Raw genomic sequence first — 18,764 nt, 5'->3', positions numbered from 1 at the left:
ACAGGAGACTCTCATTTTTTGATCATGGCTTTTTTGTGCTTTTCCTGGACGATGAAACACTCTTTCCATCGATCTCCTGATTCGTTGTTCCCTGTCCTTGTACCTCTGGAGAACTTAGACCCACTTTTGAAGGGTCCTTCTTTCGCTTTGACATTGCTCTACACCTCCATGAGTTTACCTTGTCAAAAAAATTCCCTTTTTATACAATCGAATAATTTTCCATAAATATACACATTCTATCGATTGGAGGAGGTGTAAAGATGGCGAAAATTGGTGTTGAGGATTCTTTAACGAATGTTCAAGAAGCACTTCGGCAAAAAGGATATGATGTAGTTCAATTAAGTCAAGAATCAGATGCAAAGGGCTGTGATTGCTGTGTTGTCACAGGGATTGATTCGAATGTAATGGGTATGCACGATACGATGATGGCTGGTCCAGTTATCGAAGCAAATGGCTTATCTGCTGACGAGGTTTGCCAAAAGGTTGAACAGAATTTACGATAATCGAACTAAGAAGACTAAAGCTTATTAGTCTTCTTTTTCCTTTTTCGAGTGAGCGGACTAGATAGAATGGCTATCGCTTTTCAGGATTTTTCGTTATAATTCCTAATATAATTATCTTTAGTCCGCTTGTCTGGAGGCTCTATTCATGAAATACATACTTTTACTCCTTCCCCTCTTGTTCATTCTCCTTATTGGTTGTAATGATACAACCAAAGAGAAAGAGGAACAGAATGTCACACTTACAATCTCAGCAGCTGCCAGCTTAAATGAATCTTTGACCGAAATTAAGGATCAATTTGAAAAAGAACATAGCCATATTAAGGTAGTTCTGAACTTCGGTGGTTCTGGCTCTCTGCAACAACAGATAAAACAAGGTGCACCTGTCGATTTATTCTTTTCTGCTGCAGAGGAACCCTTTAACGAATTAATTGAGGAAAAATTAATAGACCAAACAAATCATGCCAATCTCGTTAAGAATTCTTTAGTGCTTATTACACCAAAGGAAAACAAAGTGTCATCCTTAGATGATCTCAAAAATGCTTCTATTGAACGCATTGCCATCGGGACACCTGAGACTGTTCCAGCTGGTCTTTATGCAAAACAAACATTGATATCTCGTAATCTATGGGATTCACTCCAATCGAAAACCTTGATCCGTACAAAAGATGTGCGGCAAGTACTTACATATGTTGAAACAGGAAATGTCGATGCAGGATTTGTTTACAATACAGATGCTTTGTCATCTTCAAAGATCAAAGTTGTCGAAGAAATCTCAGAAGATCTCCATGAACCAATTGTATACCCTGCTGGCATCATTTCATCAACAAAAAATAAAGAGGCAGCCATCCTCTTTTATGAATTTCTAAAAAATGATACTTCAACAGAAATCTTTAACGAGTATGGTTTTGGTACGATAAAATGATAAACGAGTCCTTTTGGTCACCCGTCTTACTTTCAGTAGAGGTTGCTTCAATTGCACTTATTTTTGTTCTTATTATTGGGAATCTATTTGCTGGTTTTATGCATCGGAAAAATTTTAGAGGAAAAGTAATCATCGAAACAATCATATTACTTCCCATTGTTTTACCACCAACAGTGGTTGGGTTCCTTCTAATCGTCGTGTTTGGGGTTAATAGCCCTATTGGTCGTTTTATTGAAACGCTTTTTGATCAACCGATTATGTTTACTTGGTGGGCTGCTGTAATTGCGTCAACAGTGGTAGCCTTCCCGCTCATGTATCAAGCTTGTAAAACTGGATTTCTATCTATTGAAAAAGAAATTGAAGATGCAGCGAGAGTTGATGGGGCTTCAGAATGGAAATCTTTTCTCTTTATCACCCTCCCTCTTGCTTATAAAGCCATCATATCCGGAGCAATATTAAGCTTTGCAAGAGCTCTTGGTGAATTTGGTGCCACCTTGATGTTTGCAGGAAATCTCCCAGGAATCACGCAAACGATGCCAACGGCCATATATGTTGCTTTAGAATCTGGGAATATGACTCTAGCATGGATGTGGGTTATCGTCACTATCTTCATCTCATTCATCATGTTGCTTGTGTCTTCTTTAATAAAATAAATGCCGTCACTTATCTGAAGTGACGGCTTTTTTGTGATCAAATGAAAATTATAGACAAGTTCTGGATAGAGACAAGCATATAGTAGTAGTGGAAACTTTAGGAGGTGCAAAAAAATGCATTTTATCGTATTAAAAAGACGGTCTATCGTATTCATCGGTCTAATTATCGCTACTATTGCCGTAAGCTCTTTTTGGCTGTTTGCCATGGATGGATCTGTCGCAACGATTGGGCAAGAAGAAAAAATTCGTGAAATCCATCTCGTTACAACTGAATTCAAGACTACAACAGAGGATGGAAAAGAGATTGAAGCTTATCGTTGGGACCCTGGCACAATCTTCGTCGGAAAAGATGAAAAAGTTCTCCTACACTTATATGGAGTCAATGGCCATGAACATCCTTTTATTATTGAAGGAACAGATATTAAAGGAACTGTTTCAAAAGGAAAGGATACAACAGTTGAGCTCCAACTATCAAAAGAAGGAGTTTACAGACTTGTCTGCTTAACTCATTCAGACATGGAAAATAGTGGTCCAATGATCGCAAATATTATCGTTGATTAGTTAAATCCTTCACCTAGGTCCAATTCAAACTTGAATTGGACTATTATTATGATAGTTAACATTTTTATAAACAGTTATAGTACAGTTCCTCCTACTCCCTCATCCCCCACACGGATTAAACTCCCTTTAATTCAACGTTCATAATACGTTCACAAATTATGTGATGTATTTCACATATTATCTGTTATACTTCAAATATAGTTAAGTTGTATTAACTGTTATACAAACTAATTACTATAAAGAGGTGTTCATGATGGAACAATGGAAAGGTTTTACTAAAGGTGTTTGGCAGAAAGAAATTAATGTTCGCGATTTTATTTTAAGAAACTTTTCTCCATATGAAGGAGAAGATACTTTTTTACAAGGCCCTACTGAAGCAACAACAAAGTTATGGAACCAAGTCATGGAATTAACGAAGCAAGAACGTGAAAATGGTGGCGTTCTTGACATGGATACAGAAATTGTTTCTACAATCATCTCTCACGGACCAGGCTATCTTAATCAGGACCTTGAAAAAGTAGTTGGTTTTCAAACTGACAAACCATTCAAACGTTCTCTTCAGCCTTTCGGTGGAGTAAGAATGGCAAAACAATCTTTAGCAGAATATGGTTTTGAACTTAATAAAGATGTTGAGGATACTTTTACTGATTATCGCAAAACACATAATCAAGGTGTATTCGATGCTTATACAGAAGAAATGAGAAAAGCAAGAAGCGTTGGTATCATCACCGGTCTTCCAGATGCATACGGACGTGGTCGCATTATTGGTGACTATCGTCGAGTAGCATTATACGGTGTCGACTTCTTAATGCAAGAAAAACAAAAAGATTTTGCTGCTACTTCTTCTGTTATGAGTGAAGATGTGATTCGCCTTCGTGAGGAACTTAGCGAACAATATCGTGCATTAAAAGAACTTAAGCAAATGGCCTTAAGCTATGGTTTTGATATTTCTAAGCCAGCTAACAATACTATTGAAGCTTTCCAATGGCTATATTTTGCTTACTTAGCTGCTGTAAAACAACAAAACGGTGCTGCTATGAGTTTAGGTAGAGTATCAACCTTCCTTGACGTTTATATTGAAAGAGATTTACAAAATGGCACACTAACAGAACAGGAAGTACAAGAAATTGTCGACCACTTTGTTATGAAGCTACGTTTAGTGAAATTCTCTCGTACTTCTGAATACAACGCGCTTTATAGCGGTGACCCAACATGGGTAACTGAATCAATTGGTGGTATGGCAAATGACGGACGTGCTTTAGTTACAAAGAACTCTTTCCGTTTCTTACACACTTTAAGTAACTTAGGACCAGCACCAGAGCCAAATTTAACTGTTCTATGGTCACCACAACTTCCTGAGAACTTTAAAAAATTCTGTGCGAAGGTCTCAATTGAAACAAGTGCAATTCAATATGAAAACGATGATATTATGAGACCTGAATACGGGGACGACTACGGTATTGCTTGCTGTGTTTCTGCAATGGAAATCGGAAAGCAAATGCAATTCTTTGGCGCTCGTGCTAACTTAGCCAAAGCCCTACTTTATGCAATCAACGGCAACAAAGATGAAATGAAAAAAGTTCAAGTAGGTCCTGAATACAGCCCAATTACCTCTGAAGTTCTCGACTATGAAGAAGTAATGGCGAAATTTGATAATACAATGGAATGGCTTGCTGGGTTATATATCAATACTCTAAATATTATCCATTACATGCATGACAAATATAGCTACGAGAGTATTGAAATGGCCCTCCATGATACGAAGATTCTTCGTACAATGGCAACAGGAATTGCCGGTTTAAGCGTTGTGGCAGACTCATTGAGTGCGATTAAATATGCTAAAGTAAAACCAATTCGTGACGAAAATGGTATTGCTATTGATTTTGAAATCGAAGGCGACTTCCCTAAATACGGTAACAACGATGATCGCGTAGATAGCATCGCTGTTGAACTCGTAGAGTCATTTATGAAAAAATTACGCAAGCATGCAACATATCGTGACTCCGTTCATACAATGTCCATCTTAACAATTACATCCAACGTTGTGTATGGTAAGAAAACAGGTAATACACCAGATGGCCGTCGTGCTGGGGAACCATTTGCACCAGGTGCGAACCCAATGCATGGGCGTGATACAAAGGGTACACTTGCTTCCCTTTCATCTGTAGCAAAATTACCATATAGCTCTGCAATGGACGGAATTTCTAATACCTTCTCTATCGTGCCAAAAGCTTTAGGAAGAGAAGAAGAAAACCGTGTTCAAAACTTAGTAAGTATTCTAGACGGATATGCTGTGAAGCAAGGTCACCACTTAAATGTGAACGTCTTTAATCGTGAAACATTATTAGATGCAATGGAACATCCTGAAGAATACCCACAATTAACAATTCGCGTTTCTGGTTATGCGGTAAACTTTATTAAACTAACAAGAGAGCAGCAACTAGACGTTATAAATAGAACCTTCCATGGTTCACTATAAGGTATATTGAGAGGGTCAAAATCATTTTTGTCCCCTCTCTCACCCCCTTATTATGAAAGGAGATAATCAACATGAACGGAAACATTCATTCAATCGAAACATTTGGAACAGTAGATGGCCCTGGTATCCGCTATTGTCTATTTACACAAGGGTGCCTGCTTCGCTGTCAGTTTTGCCATAACGCAGATACTTGGGAAATTGGGATTGGCAAGCAAATGTCTGTTTCCGAAATCATTGATGATTTAAAATCCTATCTTCCTTTCATTGAGGCATCTGGTGGTGGAATTACAGTATCTGGTGGAGAACCTTTATTACAGCTCCCTTTTCTCATTGAACTGTTTAAAGAGTGTAAAAAGCTTGGGATTCATACAACAATCGACTCCTCTGGCGGATGCTTCTCCCATGCTGACCTTTTTCAGAAAAATTTAAAAGAGCTTTTAAGCTATACTGATTTAATTTTGCTTGATTTAAAGCATATCGATCGTAAAAAACATAAAAAGCTAACTGGGATGGCAAACGACCATATACTAGAATTTGCTCGTTATCTATCTGATAACAATGTTCCTATTTGGGTCCGTCATGTCCTAGTACCTACTGTTACAGATGACGAAGAGGATTTAAGAAATTTAGGAGCTTTTATCGGTACATTAAATAATGTACAAAAAGTAGAGGTCCTTCCCTACCATCAGCTCGGTGTATATAAATGGGAAGCCTTAGGCATGGAATATCCACTAAAGGATATCCAACCGCCATGTGAAGAGAAAACAGCTTTTGCTCAAAAACTGCTTACAGAGAAACTCGTCTAATAAAAAGGGCCAACTGCATTAAAATTGCAGTTGGCCCTTTTTTCTATTTCCACCACTCATCAAACATCGTTGCTGGTAGTTGTCTCTTATGCATGGTTACTAAATAGCGTTTCTCAATTTTTTCTGCAACATCAGCAGGTACTGTTTTACCCTCTAAGTAATCATCTAATTGATCGTATGTAATGCCAAGCTCTGTTTCATCAGCTTGTCCAGGAGTATTATCGAGAAGGTCAGCCGTTGGAACCTTCAAATAAATAGCTTCCTCTGCATTCAACTCTTGTAATAACGCTTTTCCTTGACGCTTAGACAATCCAGTTAGGGGCAGAATGTCTGCTCCCCCATCGCCATACTTGGTGAAAAAACCTGTCACAGCCTCAGCTGCATGATCCGTTCCAATGACAAGTAGATTTTCCTGACCACCAACAGCATATTGAGCAATCATTCTCATCCGAGCCTTAACATTTCCTTTGTGATAGTCTCGTAGCTCTTCTCCAGGGATGCTTTCATCATATTCAGCTTTAACCGCATCAACGGCCGCCTGAACATTAAATGTATATGACTTATCTGGTTTGATAAAACGTAAAGCTCTTTGTGCGTCCTCTTCATCCTTTTGAACACCATATGGAAGACGTACTGCTACAAATGTAGCATTATAATCTTCCGCACGAAGCTCTTCTACTGCAAGCTGAGCTAGTCTTCCTGCTAACGAAGAATCCTGGCCACCACTAATACCAAGAACATAACCATTTGCCTTTGTTTTCTTTAAATAAGACTTTAAAAAGTCAACCCGCTTTCTGATTTCTTCCTTTGGAATTATATCTGGATTTACAAATAATTCCTTCATAATCTGCTGCTGTAAATTCATAACAAGACGCCCTCCTTCGTTTATTTATACCGTCGTATCCTTTTTAAGCTTGTCTTTAACTTCTTGGATATTTTTGATTTTGTTATCCCAGCATTTCTGACTTAAATCAACTGGATACTCCTCTGGATTGAGTGTACGCTTGTACTCCTCCCAAAGTAAATCTAAATTCTCTACTGCGTATTTTTGCATATCCCAAATGGACGGAGAATCATACACAAGTTTTCCATCCTTAAATACATCTTGATGCAATTCCTTCGCCTCAAAATCTGTGACAAATTTACTCACATACGTATGCACTGGATGGAACATTTTTAAAGGTGACTCTTCTTGAGGACGTTCGTCTTCAAGCGCAATATAGTCCCCTTCTGATTTATGATTTATTTGATTGATAATACGATAAACTCTTTTTAAACCAGGAGTCGAAACCTTTTCAGGATTACCGCTAATTTTAATCGTATCTTGCATGTCTCCATTTTCATCTTCAATTGAAACGAGTTTATAGACTGCACCCAATGCCGCTTGATCAAAAGCGGTAATCAGCTTCGTTCCAATCCCCCAAGTATCAATCTTCGCACCCTGTGCTTTTAAATTGATGATTGTGTATTCGTCTAAATCATTGGAAGCGACGATTCTTGCATTCGGATAACCTGCCTCATCCAGCATTTTTCGCGCCTTTTTAGAAAGATACGCCAAATCTCCACTATCCAAGCGAATACCAACAAAGTTGATTTTATCCCCAAGCTCTTTGGCTACTTTAATGGCATTTGGTACACCGGATTTTATCGTGTCGTACGTATCAACTAAAAATACACAATCTTTATGTCGACGTGCATATTTATGAAAGGCAGTATATTCATCTTTATATGCTTGGATTAATGAATGGGCATGTGTACCAGCCACAGGTATGCCAAATTTTTTTCCTGCTCGAACGTTAGACGTAGAGCTACATCCACCAATAAAAGCAGCTCTTGTTCCCCAGATCGCTGCATCTAGCTCTTGGGCTCTCCTTGTACCAAATTCCATCACCACTTCATCGCCAACCACATGCTTAATCCGAGAAGCTTTCGTGGCAATTAATGTTTGGTAATTCACAATGTTAAGTAGCGCTGTTTCCACTAATTGAGCTTCTGCTAGAGGTGCCTCAACCCTAATTAATGGTTCATTCCCAAATACAAGTTCGCCTTCAACAACCGAGCGTATATTACCAGTAAAGCGTAAAGTCTTTAAGTATTCGATAAAATCCTCTTTATAACCGACTTCATTTCTCAAATACTCAATATCTGTTTCTGTGAAACGAAATTGCTGAATGTATTCAATAATTCGCTCCAGTCCCGCAAAAATGGCATAACCATTTCCAAATGGTAGCTTCCGAAAATATACTTCAAACACAGCTTTGCGATTATGGATGCCATCCTCCCAATACGTCTCAGCCATGTTGATTTGATATAAATCAGTATGTAAAGTTAAGCTATCATCTGGGTATTGATTAATCATAAATATTTCCTTCTTTCAAATTCTTAAATATAGTTCCAGATTCTATAAATTCAATTCATTGGAACGTACAATATTAATGTTATATAACTGTTTAAATTCCTTCAAAGCTATTTCAGCATTTTCTTCAAAGCCTGGGATTGAACTCATGCAATCCTCTAGTACAAAGATTTTCGAGGTCATAGCTAAGTCATCCTGATAATGCTCTAAAATTTGACGTAAAGATTCAAGTACACAATGGGATTTTGCTTCCCCTGCAACAAGAATTTTATCATATCCTTTTAACATCTCAAGAAATTCTGAATTAACGAAGTTGTTTTTGTTATATTCAGGCTTGATGATTCCGTACATTTCACTTAATGGATCTTTCCCTTTTACAATTTTATGTATTGGAGACTTTCTTGCCACCGAATGAAAATGAATTATATTGGAAAATTGCCCTTCTAATGCGGCACCAAATGTTCCTTCAATGCAATGAAATGTCCAAATGCATAGTTTCATTCTACCTTGTTTCTCTAACTGGCGAACGTATTCCAAGCTTTCTTCTTGTTTCTCAACGGCCATCCATTTTCCATTGACGATATCTTCTTCTGAGATAATCGTGTAAGGTTCAGGGTGTTTTCCTTCGTTATCTACCCACCAGCTTGGGTGAAAAATTTGCTGTGGGGAATGAGTATCAAGCGAGACCGCAATCGTCGTGATCTTCTCAATGTTGTGGTAAAGAAACTTTGTCGTATTTTCTATATCCTTAAAAGAGTTTGGTACGGGTAGTTCCCCATTTTCCATAAAATCATTTTGTAAATCAATTCCGACAAACAATACCTTTTCTTTATCCTTGTTAGATGAAGCAATGTCTTCCGAAGCCGCTAATCTTAAAATGTCGTTTAACGTTTTGGGATTTTGTCCTCCAACTGCTGTTAAATCTACAATTTCTTCAAAATTAGTTTTTAACATCGTCTTCCCCCTTGGACTTAGTCAAACTTTAGCTATTCTATAATAAAAAATATTAACATTTTTGAAAGGGTATTTGCTACATTTTTCCCATTGCCTATTATAATACCACAACTAAGAAAACGTTGTATGGCCCCGTGATTCCTTCAAAAAAGTGATTGACATATTTTTCAGTTATCTTTATAGTTTTAAATGTAAACTAAAAATACATAACGGTTAACATATGAAAGGAGCAGATGTATGAGTAAGGAACAAATCAAGCTTAGGACAATGATTATTACAGCTTTATTCGCAGCGATTATAGGCGTACTGGCTCAATTGACCATTCCACTTCCTCTTGTGCCAATCACTGGTCAAACATTGGCGATCGGTCTTGCAGCTACAATTTTAGGAGCCCGTTATGGTACTCTTTCTGTTTTATTATATTTAGTAATTGGCTCTGTTGGTGTTCCTGTATTTGCAGAGTTCTCTGCTGGAGTCTCAAAGCTAGTTGGACCAACTGGAGGTTTCCTAGTAGGATTTATTCCAGCGACTCTAATTATGGGATTATTAATGGAGAAGTTCGGATTCACCTTTAAAATTGCTACGATTGCCAACATTATTGGAATGTTAATTACTTTAATTTTTGGTACTGTTTGGTTAAAAATTTCTGCCGATTTATCATGGACAGCTGCACTTGCAAGTGGTTTTACTCCATTTCTTATTGTTGGCGTTATTAAAGCAGTTCTTGCTTCGTGGATTGGCACACTCGTCAGAAAACGGTTGTTATCTGCTAAATTGCTTTTTTCACATGATATAAAACAATCAGCATAAAACATTAGTAGAGTTGTCGTACACACGGCAACTCTTTTTTAATGAATCTTTTTCCCTTTTGGATCGTATATACTAGTATTGCTTTTATGTACTACTGCTCTTATACTTTAAGAGGTGCTAAATAAGAGGTGAATATATGTTTGACCCTGAATTAGATTTAACGAGTTTATCTACCATATATTCAGTATACGGTGGTCTCTTTCTCATTCTAATAAGAATGATCTGGATTTGGAATATTGAGTATCAGTTTACTACCTCGAATCAAACATTCGAAGATAAATGCTTTTTTGTTTCAGGTCATTATTATAAAACTGCTAAGAAATCTTTTAACAATATCATTACATGGATTTTAAGATATATAAGGAAGAAAGTAAGCTCGAGTAACGATGAGGATTCTATCGATTTTCTCCAAAACCTACAATACTAAACTTACACAATTGGAGGAAATCGATTTATGAAACACAAATTAAAGCTTTTCATTGTTATATTGGGTACTATCTTTCTATCAGCTTGTTCCGCTCAAAACGGAAGTGATACGGGCTTCTTTAACACATTTTTTGTGAGTCCTTTTGCCAGTGCAATACACGCAATCGCTGAGCTCTTTCATGGGAATTATGGTTTATCCATCATCTGTATTACTTTACTTATCCGCCTCATTCTAATGCCTTTGATGTTAAAACAATCAAAGAAGCAACAAGAAATGAAAGTGAAAATGGAAGTCCTTAAGCCTGAGCTTGAAGTGATTCAAAAAAAGATTAAAGCTACAAAAGACCAACAAGAACAGCAAAAGCTTCAACAAGAAATGTTTGGCCTATATAAAAAGCATGGGGTCAATCCATTATCAATGGGATGCTTACCAATGCTCATACAGATGCCAATTTTAATGGGATTTTATTATGCAATCAGAAGTTCAACCGAGATTGCCAGCCATTCATTTCTCTGGTTTAGTCTTGGTCAACCTGATATCATCCTGACTGCCATTGCAGGGATTGTATACTTTTTACAATTTAGAGTGACGATGTCCAACATTCCAAAAGAGCAACAAGGGCAAATAAAAATAATGGGCTTATTATCGCCTGTTATGATCGTCATCGTCTCACTGAATGCCCCAGCCGCTCTCCCTTTATATTGGACGGTCGGAGGAATCTTTTTGATTTTCCAAACTTGGTTAGCTAGAGTTCTCTATAAAACTCCTAAAGCTCAAGCAATAAGCAAATAAAAAGTTGGACCTGCTATGATTAGCAGGTCCTTAATTGTTACCTATAAAATATCCGAGAAACGCTAGAAGAACCCCTAAAATATATGTAAGTGCCAAGTAGACAAATGAAAGGGAAAACTTTTTTGCAAACAACAATTGAATAGCTTCTACACTCATCGTCGAAAACGTCGTAAAAGCTCCTAAAAATCCGACTCCAAAAAGAGTATAAATCTCTTTTTCAAAAGGTGCGGTAAATAAGTATCCGAGGAGAAAAGAACCGAATAGGTTCACACAAATTGTTCCGATTGGAAAATCTGTAGCAAATCTTTTTTTCGCTACATTCCCGACATAAAATCTACTCATAGCACCAAAGAAACCGCCTATTGCTACTAATACCCATGTCAGTGCCCTTCACCTACTTCCTTTTGCTCGCCTATTCGAAAACCAAAGGCTGCAAAAAGTAAGCCACCAAATAGACTCACAAAGATATAGGTTGCTGCCAATAATAATTTTCCACCATGTATTAGATTAACAACATCTACACTTAATGTCGAAAAGGTTGTAAACGATCCTATTAAACCCGTTCCGATTGCTGCTCGCACATGAGGATGAATGACTTTAGCTGTCAACCAGCCGAGAATAAATGCCCCAATTATATTAATTAAAATTGTACCGAATGGGAAACCAGTACCGAATAGCTGCAAAGATGCGAGTCCAACCCCGTAACGCAATACGCTACCCACTGCTCCTCCTAGACCAACATATAAATATACCTTCAATTAAAACACCAACTCTTATTCTAAATTAGTACCATATTTCTCTACATCCTCAATCGTTTTAATCTTATGTATTTCTGCATTAGAAAAGGTAAAGTAAACCGTGTCACTAGCATAATCCTCATTTGGTTCATAGGCAATGAAAATATGAATATTACCATCTTTTTCACGAACAAAATTAATGAGAGAAAGCATTTTTTTATATTCCGCATTTGATTCCACAAACTTGTCAGGCAAAATAACTAGGATGTCAACAAAAGCTTTTGCCGTAATATAATCCGGAATCTTTGTTTGATAAACTAACTTATCACCTTCACCAAACACAGTATTCACATTATAACGCCGTAAATTAGGAAACGTTTCTTTTACAATATCCTTAAAATCACCTTCTGCCTGCATGGTCCAGATCGCCTCAGGATAGTAATCAAAATACTCGTTTTTAATCCCAGCTTCTCCAGCATTAAAGCTTATAGACGGATTTTTTAAAGGATGAGCCGTAATACTGTACTTTGCATCCTTGAAATTGTAATATCGATCTTCAATTACAAACTCTTCTTTATATTTATTTTCTAAATAGGCGAGTGCTTCATTTCCGATGAACCATTTCTTCCAAGGAAGACCTGCAAAGGTTATGTAAAAAAATAGAAATACTCCAAATAATACAATTGAAACTACCACAAAGAATTTTTTAATGGACATAGACATACTTTTCCCACCTTTTACATTTATAGTGTAATTTTACACTATAAATGTAAAAGAGCAATATATTAATTCATACAAAATAAAAAGGGAACTGTATACACAGTTCCACATTTACTAATGCCTATTTCCAAGAATGTTCAGAGACTTATTCAGCAGTTTCAAAATAATCTTTGTAAAAACCGCCAACTTTTCCGCTATTGTCAACGATAAAATAAAACTCTTCCGTCTCATTTTTTACTTCATACATTTTTCCAACAGTTAAGGCATTGTTTACAATATATTTTTCAGCATTTGTATGCACACACTTTACTGTTTTAATTGTTTCTGTATCGTTCCATGTTAAATGTTTCATAATGACAGCTCCTTCAATGTGTATCTAATTCCTATTATAGTGAAATAGTTTGATGTCACGCAACAAAAGTTTTTTTCGGATTCTTGTTACTTTCTCTTCTTCAAATGTAAAGATTTCACCGGTTATGATATTTTTTAAAGTTACATAAGTACGTTCGCAAATTGTATCTATTCGGATAAATTCCAAAAAGGGATAACATCTATTTTTATACATCACTTCATAATAGCCATTTTCAGCAAATAGCTTCATGAAACTAACCTTCTTTCTTAAAGGGGTTAATTTCATTTACCACTTCTGTTGCTTGTTTGAAACATTTTTCTTAAAAAGTATTTCTTAAAATTCTACAATGCATCCAAGTCTAGCTAATTCATTTTCAAGTTTCTGATAATATTCTGAACTAACTCTGCCTTTCGAACCTCTTAATATTTCCTTTGCATAATGGGCCGGGGGCGCTTGTTCAGCCTGTTTTTCATAGACATGGAAAGTTAAGACATCCGTATATAATTGATGATTGATGGTCACATCTACGAAGGTTGGACGATACCATCCACCGTAAAACCCTTCTCTTTCAAATAAATATTCGACTCCCTCATATGGAATTTCGTATAATATTCCTTCTGTTAATTCCCCATCTTCAATAATGTCGGCTCTGCCACCATCCTCAACAGCAAATAGATACTTCATCGAATACCCGTTTAGTAGACTAGCACCTATCACATTGTCAAAGTAATGATCAACATTCGCTTTAACAAATCTCTCTGTGTCCATACATGAGCCGTAAGCAAAATAATAGATCGATCTTGGTTTAGTCTCAATTAGATGATGTAATTTCCAATCTCCATGTGGGACCGCGACCTTTCCTAATCCAGCCTGATTTTCTATATAAACAAAGCACCTATGGGAACCGCTATCAGTGAATACATCAACAGTTATTCTATCGTACTCATTATCCTCTCTGCCTTCCTCATAGTCTTCTAGAATATCTAACTTAAATAGAGTTGTATCATCAATCTCGTAGATTTCCCCATATACCTTATGTTGATTGGACCTTTTCATCGCCGGGTAGCCATGGCCAGTATCAAATAGCTCACCGTAGGTCCACGCCTGTTCAGCTAAACAAGGGTTTCCATCTAATAAATGATGATATCTTCCATGTTTTCTTAAGGTACCGTAAACAAATACTTTCACACTTTTCCCCCCAGCCAGCTAAGATATCCCTATTTTACCTTATATCCAACAAAAGAATAAACTTTTTTCTGAAAATTTAGTTAAAATGGTTTTCATTACCTCGAAAATCCTTTACAATGGATTAACATAGCTTTAACAATCCTTTACCAGGAGGTATGCACTATGAAGATTATGAGTAACGAAATGTTAATTGTCTCGTATCGTGATGCATTGAAGTCGGGAAAGGATAAGGAATGGGCAAGAATTTTAATGAATGAAATCAGAAGACGCGGGCTAAAACCCATCAAAAACTAAGATTAAAAAACCACCGTTTATCTTAAAACGGTGGTTTACTTTTGTTTATTCAAAAATCAATGACTCTGGATCCTCAATTAAATCCTTCACCCGCTTCAGGAATGTAACTGCTTCTTTCCCATCGACAATACGGTGATCATAAGAAAGTGCAATGTACATCATCGGGCGATTCTCCATTTTTTCCTCATCAATCGCAACCGGACGAAGCTTCACAGAATGCATACCCAAAATTCCAACCTGTGGTCCATTTAAAATTGGTGTAGACATTAACGAACCGAATACTCCACCATTTGTGATTGTAAATGTTCCGCCTTGTAGGTCATTTAGGGCAAGTTTGTTTTGACGAGCCTTATCCGCAAGGTGTAGGATATCCTTTTCAATTTCCGCGAAATTTTTACGATCAGCATCTCGAACCACTGGTACGACCAAACCTTCTGGTGCTGATACAGCGATTCCAATATCGTAGAATTTCTTTAAAAGGATTTCATCCCCTTGAATCTCTGCATTTAATAATGGAGATTTCTTAAGAGCCGCAACAACCGCTTTTGTAAAGAAGGACATAAAACCAAGCTTCACATCATTTTCTTCTTGGAATTGGTCTTTACGACGTTTTCTTAAGTTCATCACATTCGTCATGTCTACTTCGTTGAAAGTAGTAAGCATCGCCGCTGTTTGCTGTACTTCAACAAGGCGGTTCGCAATCGTTTGACGACGGCGAGACATGCGAATTCTCTCCACTGGCTTATTGCTATCAACAGCTACCTCTTGTTTTGCTGCCGGAGCAGGTGCAGGCGCAGATTGAGCTGTTTTTGCCTGTGGATTATAATTTTGAACATCCTGGGCACGAACGCGACCTAATGGATCGACTGTCGGCACTGCAGTTAAATCAATTCCTTTTTCACGAGCAATTCTTCGAGCTGATGGGGAAGCAATTGGGCGACCGTTCTTATCTACAGTTTCCTCCACAGCTTTTGGTGTCTCAACAGGTGCTTGTGCTGCTGGTGCTTCTTCCTTCTGTACAGGAGCCTCCTTTGGTGCAGGAGGACTAGCTACTCCGCCTTCTTCAACAACAGCAATCACTTCGCCTACATTAACTGTATCACCCTCGTTGTACCTTACTTCAGATAAGACTCCGCTAAAATCAGAAATAATCTCTACATTGACTTTATCTGTCTCTAATTCAACAAGATAATCGCCTTTTTCCACTTGGTCCCCTAATTTCTTAAGCCACTGAGCAACTGTACCTTCTGTAATGGATTCTGCTAATTCAGGAATTCTAACTTCTGCCACCTTAATTTCCTCCTTCTACCGAGCGGGTTAATGCTTTCTCTATTATTGCTGCTTGTTCCTTTTTATGAACATCTGGATCTCCCTCAGCTGGACTTGAACGACGTCTACGACCAACATAGTTCACTTCTACTGCACTTGTCGCTATTTCTTTAATACGAGGCTCTACGAAAGTCCATGCTCCCATGTTTTTCGGTTCCTCTTGAATCCAGACAATTTCTTTTAAGTTCGGGTAACGCGCGACGATAGTACGAAGGTTTTCCATTGGGAAAGGGTAAATTTCTTCAACTCTCACGATATGTAACCAATCTTGTTCCTTCACCGAATCGAGTTGTTCCATCACATTGATCATAATCTTCCCAGTTCCCATGACAATTCGTTCAACCTTTTTATCCTGTTTCCCGAGGCCATCCTGCTCAACGACTGCTTGGAACTCACCTTCAGTAAAGTCACTCGGATTCGAAGCTACATTTACATTACGAAGCAGGCTCTTCGGTGTCATAATGACAAGTGGACGAACCTCTTCCCTTTGTAAAATTGCGGCTTGTCTTCTTAAAATATGGAAATATTGAGCAGATGTTGTTAAGTTCGCAACTGTCCAATTATTTTCTGCTGCAAGTGTTAAAAAGCGTTCCATCCTTGCACTTGAATGTTCTGGACCTTGCCCTTCATAACCATGTGGAAGAAGAATAACAAGTCCTGATTTTTCTCCCCACTTTGCTCTTCCTGCCGATATAAATTGATCGAATATTACCTGTGCTGCATTAGAGAAATCACCAAATTGTGCTTCCCATAATACTAGCGTTTCTGGAGCGAACACATTATAACCATACTCAAATCCTAGGACAGAACCTTCAGATAATGGACTATTGTATACAGCAAATGATGCCTTCGCTTCCGACAATCGATGTAATGGTGAAAACTTTCTTCCTGTATTTTGGTCATAGAGAACAATATTACGATGGGCAAATGTTCCACGTTCGGAATCTTGACCAGACAGTCGTACTGGAGTTCCGTCCACAATAATCGATGCAAACGCTAATGTTTCTGCTAATCCCCAATCGATTTTTCCATTGTCCTGAAAAGCTTCTTTTCTTCTTTTTAAAATACGGCTTAGTTTACTGAAAACCTGGAAATCTTCTGGCCAATCTAATAGTTCTTCATTGATATTTTTCAACGTCTCAAAGGAAACCTTCGTCTCGATTCTAGGAATACCCTTTTCGACTGTGATCGGTGGTTTCGGATCATCCACTACAGCTTTTTCTGCTGGGACCTTCGCATAAGCTTCTTGAATCTTCGTAACTACAGCATTGTAAACCTCGTCGATCTCTGATGTAGAAAGAACGTTTTCATTTTCAAGCTTCTTCGCATATAATTCCTTCACAGTTGGGTGTTCGTGAATAAGTTGATACATTAATGGATTGGTAGTCATAGGTTCATCCATTTCGTTATGTCCAAAACGACGATAACCAACTAAATCGATTAAGAAGTCCTTTTTAAATAATTCCCTATATTCACAAGCTAGCTGAGCAGCAGCTAATACACTTTCCGGATCATCCGCATTAACATGAATAATCGGCATTTCATAACCTTTTGCTAAATCACTAGAGTAGCGTGTAGAACGGGAATCGAATCGTTCAGTTGTAAAACCAATTAGGTTGTTGGCGATAATATGAATCGTTCCACCTGTACGGTATCCCTTTAAGCGGCTTAAATTTAGTGTTTCAGCTACGATCCCTTGACCAGGGAATGCAGCATCACCATGGACCAAAATGGCCATCGCGGAATTCAAATTTTCCTGTGGATACCCCTTCTCTGTTCGGTTATCTTGGGCAGCACGAGTGAAGCCTTCTACGACTGCTCCGACAAATTCAAGGTGACTCGGATTGTTAGCAAGAGTTAATCTCGCCTTTGGTCGATCTTCTTCCTTCAATTCACGATTTAGCCCTAAATGATATTTTACGTCCCCAGTCCAACCAAAGTTAATTCCAATTGAACCTTCTGATGGAACTAATTCTTTGTTTGGTGCATGCTGGAATTCAGCAAAAATCATTTCATATGGCTTGCCAAGATTATGCGCAAGTACATTTAGACGTCCTCTATGGGCCATCCCGATATTGACGGTTGAAGCCCCTTTTTGCACGGATTCTGCAATAATTTCATCAATTAAAGGTACTAATGTATCAAGTCCTTCGATTGAAAAACGCTTTTGACCAACAAAGGTTTTATGAATGAATTTTTCAAACTCTTCAACCTCTGTTAATCTTTGTAAAACTTTTCTTTTCTTCTCTTTATTAAAAGCAGGAAGAAGTGTTCCTGTTTCGATTTTTTTACGGAGCCATATTTTTTCCTGAACACTATTCACATGGCGAATTTCAAAGGCAATTTTGCCTGTGTATACCTGTCTTAAATACTCGATAGCTTCATAGCCATTTTTAATATTTGCAGGTATATCGGTTGAAATAAAGCGAGCTGGGATTTTTTCAAGGTCCCCTTTTGTTAGTCCATAAAATTCAAGTTCGATTAATTCCTTATCTGGTTCTTGATTATTGAGCGGGTAAATATCTGCCGCTAAATGACCGTAGCCCCTTATTTTATCTGCTAGCGAAACCGCTGCTATAATTTTTTCAGTTGCTACTTCATCAGATACATTTGTGAAACTAGTGCTTTCATGAGCCGTCTCTTCACTAGGCGGACCATATTTGTCAAAAAGACTGCGAATGTCTTCTTCAACTAACTCTGGATTTTCTAAGTAGATTTCGTATAATTCCATGACGTACCCTAAGTTCGGCCCGTGAAACCCCTGCCATACAGGTCCTTGACCTTCTAATGGCTTTCTCATGTGAAAAACCTCCAAAATAGATAAAAATAGAATTTATATCCTCTTACCCCTTTGTTACATAGCAAAACTCAAATTTTAGAA

At 37.7% G+C, this 18,764-nt stretch carries 20 protein-coding genes; 9 read left to right on the top strand and 11 right to left on the bottom strand.

What is annotated here, in order from left to right:
- Nucleotides 1-22: 22 nt before the first annotated feature.
- Nucleotides 23-154, bottom strand: a complete 132-nt coding sequence (locus FAR12_RS16190) for a YuzL family protein (RefSeq protein WP_126409854.1) — start codon at nt 152-154, stop codon at nt 23-25.
- Between the two features lie 106 nt (nt 155-260).
- Here FAR12_RS16190 and FAR12_RS16185 point away from each other — a divergent pair, with 106 nt between their 5' ends.
- The 6 genes from FAR12_RS16185 (at nt 261) to pflA (ending at nt 5,924) form a co-directional block, all read left to right on the top strand.
- Entirely contained in the window at nt 261-503 is a 243-nt protein-coding gene (locus FAR12_RS16185) for a YkuS family protein (protein ID WP_126409853.1), read from the top strand.
- A gap of 145 nt (nt 504-648) precedes the next feature.
- The gene (gene modA / locus FAR12_RS16180) at nt 649-1,425 is read left to right on the top strand and encodes a molybdate ABC transporter substrate-binding protein (protein WP_126409852.1); all 777 of its coding nucleotides are present in this window, start codon (nt 649-651) and stop codon (nt 1,423-1,425) included.
- A complete protein-coding gene (modB, locus tag FAR12_RS16175; RefSeq protein WP_126409851.1) occupies nt 1,422-2,078 on the top strand; it encodes a molybdate ABC transporter permease subunit in 657 nt (218 codons plus the stop codon). The genes modA and modB overlap by 4 nt, the downstream gene beginning before the upstream one ends.
- A gap of 114 nt (nt 2,079-2,192) precedes the next feature.
- Nucleotides 2,193-2,639 (top strand): cupredoxin domain-containing protein, encoded by a 447-nt coding sequence (locus FAR12_RS16170; RefSeq protein ID WP_126409850.1) that lies wholly within the window; start codon nt 2,193-2,195, stop codon nt 2,637-2,639.
- A 253-nt stretch (nt 2,640-2,892) separates the two neighbouring features.
- Entirely contained in the window at nt 2,893-5,118 is a 2,226-nt protein-coding gene (gene pflB, locus FAR12_RS16165; RefSeq protein ID WP_126409849.1) for a formate C-acetyltransferase, read from the top strand.
- A 71-nt stretch (nt 5,119-5,189) separates the two neighbouring features.
- The gene (gene pflA / locus FAR12_RS16160; RefSeq protein WP_126409848.1) at nt 5,190-5,924 is read left to right on the top strand and encodes a pyruvate formate-lyase-activating protein; all 735 of its coding nucleotides are present in this window, start codon (nt 5,190-5,192) and stop codon (nt 5,922-5,924) included.
- A gap of 43 nt (nt 5,925-5,967) precedes the next feature.
- Here the strand turns inward: pflA and nadE are convergent, their stop codons facing one another.
- Genes nadE through FAR12_RS16145 form a run of 3 tightly spaced genes read right to left on the bottom strand, consistent with a single transcriptional unit; the run spans nt 5,968 to nt 9,234 of the window.
- Entirely contained in the window at nt 5,968-6,789 is an 822-nt protein-coding gene (gene nadE, locus FAR12_RS16155) for an NAD(+) synthase (protein ID WP_126409847.1), read from the bottom strand.
- Between the two features lie 24 nt (nt 6,790-6,813).
- Nucleotides 6,814-8,283 (bottom strand): nicotinate phosphoribosyltransferase, encoded by a 1,470-nt coding sequence (locus tag FAR12_RS16150; protein WP_126409846.1) that lies wholly within the window; start codon nt 8,281-8,283, stop codon nt 6,814-6,816.
- A gap of 42 nt (nt 8,284-8,325) precedes the next feature.
- Nucleotides 8,326-9,234, bottom strand: a complete 909-nt coding sequence (locus tag FAR12_RS16145; RefSeq protein WP_126409845.1) for a cysteine hydrolase family protein — start codon at nt 9,232-9,234, stop codon at nt 8,326-8,328.
- Nucleotides 9,235-9,471: 237 nt separating this feature from the next.
- Here FAR12_RS16145 and FAR12_RS16140 point away from each other — a divergent pair, with 237 nt between their 5' ends.
- The gene (locus tag FAR12_RS16140) at nt 9,472-10,044 is read left to right on the top strand and encodes a biotin transporter BioY (RefSeq protein ID WP_126409844.1); all 573 of its coding nucleotides are present in this window, start codon (nt 9,472-9,474) and stop codon (nt 10,042-10,044) included.
- 454 nt (nt 10,045-10,498) lie between these two features.
- Nucleotides 10,499-11,263 (top strand): membrane protein insertase YidC, encoded by a 765-nt coding sequence (yidC, locus tag FAR12_RS16135; RefSeq protein ID WP_126409843.1) that lies wholly within the window; start codon nt 10,499-10,501, stop codon nt 11,261-11,263.
- A gap of 30 nt (nt 11,264-11,293) precedes the next feature.
- Here yidC and crcB (FAR12_RS16130) read toward each other — a convergent pair whose 3' ends face one another.
- The 5 genes from crcB (FAR12_RS16130) to FAR12_RS16105 all read right to left on the bottom strand — a co-directional run bounded on the left by crcB (FAR12_RS16130) (nt 11,294) and on the right by FAR12_RS16105 (nt 14,260).
- Complete coding sequence (crcB, locus tag FAR12_RS16130) at nt 11,294-11,647, bottom strand: fluoride efflux transporter CrcB (protein ID WP_281275688.1); 354 nt, start codon at nt 11,645-11,647, stop codon at nt 11,294-11,296.
- Nucleotides 11,644-12,021 (bottom strand): fluoride efflux transporter CrcB, encoded by a 378-nt coding sequence (gene crcB, locus FAR12_RS16125; RefSeq protein WP_126409841.1) that lies wholly within the window; start codon nt 12,019-12,021, stop codon nt 11,644-11,646. Before crcB (FAR12_RS16125) ends, crcB (FAR12_RS16130) begins: the two co-directional genes overlap by 4 nt.
- A gap of 15 nt (nt 12,022-12,036) precedes the next feature.
- A complete protein-coding gene (locus FAR12_RS16120; RefSeq protein WP_126409840.1) occupies nt 12,037-12,723 on the bottom strand; it encodes a YfjL-like protein in 687 nt (228 codons plus the stop codon).
- Between the two features lie 142 nt (nt 12,724-12,865).
- Nucleotides 12,866-13,072: a DUF6501 family protein gene (locus FAR12_RS16115; protein ID WP_126409839.1), complete on the bottom strand. Its 207-nt coding sequence runs from the start codon at nt 13,070-13,072 to the stop codon at nt 12,866-12,868.
- Between the two features lie 333 nt (nt 13,073-13,405).
- The gene (locus FAR12_RS16105; protein WP_126409837.1) at nt 13,406-14,260 is read right to left on the bottom strand and encodes a gamma-glutamylcyclotransferase family protein; all 855 of its coding nucleotides are present in this window, start codon (nt 14,258-14,260) and stop codon (nt 13,406-13,408) included.
- A gap of 162 nt (nt 14,261-14,422) precedes the next feature.
- On the opposite strand from FAR12_RS16105, the gene sda reads away from it, so the two are divergent.
- Nucleotides 14,423-14,554, top strand: coding sequence for a sporulation histidine kinase inhibitor Sda (sda, locus tag FAR12_RS16100; protein WP_126409836.1), 132 nt, complete (start codon nt 14,423-14,425; stop codon nt 14,552-14,554).
- A 45-nt stretch (nt 14,555-14,599) separates the two neighbouring features.
- On the opposite strand, the gene odhB is transcribed toward sda, so the two are convergent.
- Both odhB and FAR12_RS16090 read right to left on the bottom strand, forming a co-directional pair.
- Nucleotides 14,600-15,844 (bottom strand): 2-oxoglutarate dehydrogenase complex dihydrolipoyllysine-residue succinyltransferase, encoded by a 1,245-nt coding sequence (gene odhB / locus FAR12_RS16095; protein ID WP_126409835.1) that lies wholly within the window; start codon nt 15,842-15,844, stop codon nt 14,600-14,602.
- 1 nt (nt 15,845) lies between these two features.
- Nucleotides 15,846-18,683, bottom strand: a complete 2,838-nt coding sequence (locus tag FAR12_RS16090; RefSeq protein ID WP_126409834.1) for a 2-oxoglutarate dehydrogenase E1 component — start codon at nt 18,681-18,683, stop codon at nt 15,846-15,848.
- Nucleotides 18,684-18,764: the final 81 nt, after the last annotated feature.

This window comes from Bacillus yapensis (genome assembly GCF_005280205.1).
In the GTDB taxonomy this organism is placed as follows: domain Bacteria; phylum Bacillota; class Bacilli; order Bacillales; family Cytobacillaceae; genus Robertmurraya; species Robertmurraya yapensis.
Note: the sequence above shows the minus strand (reverse complement) of the source record. Positions and strands in the feature narration are given on the sequence as shown.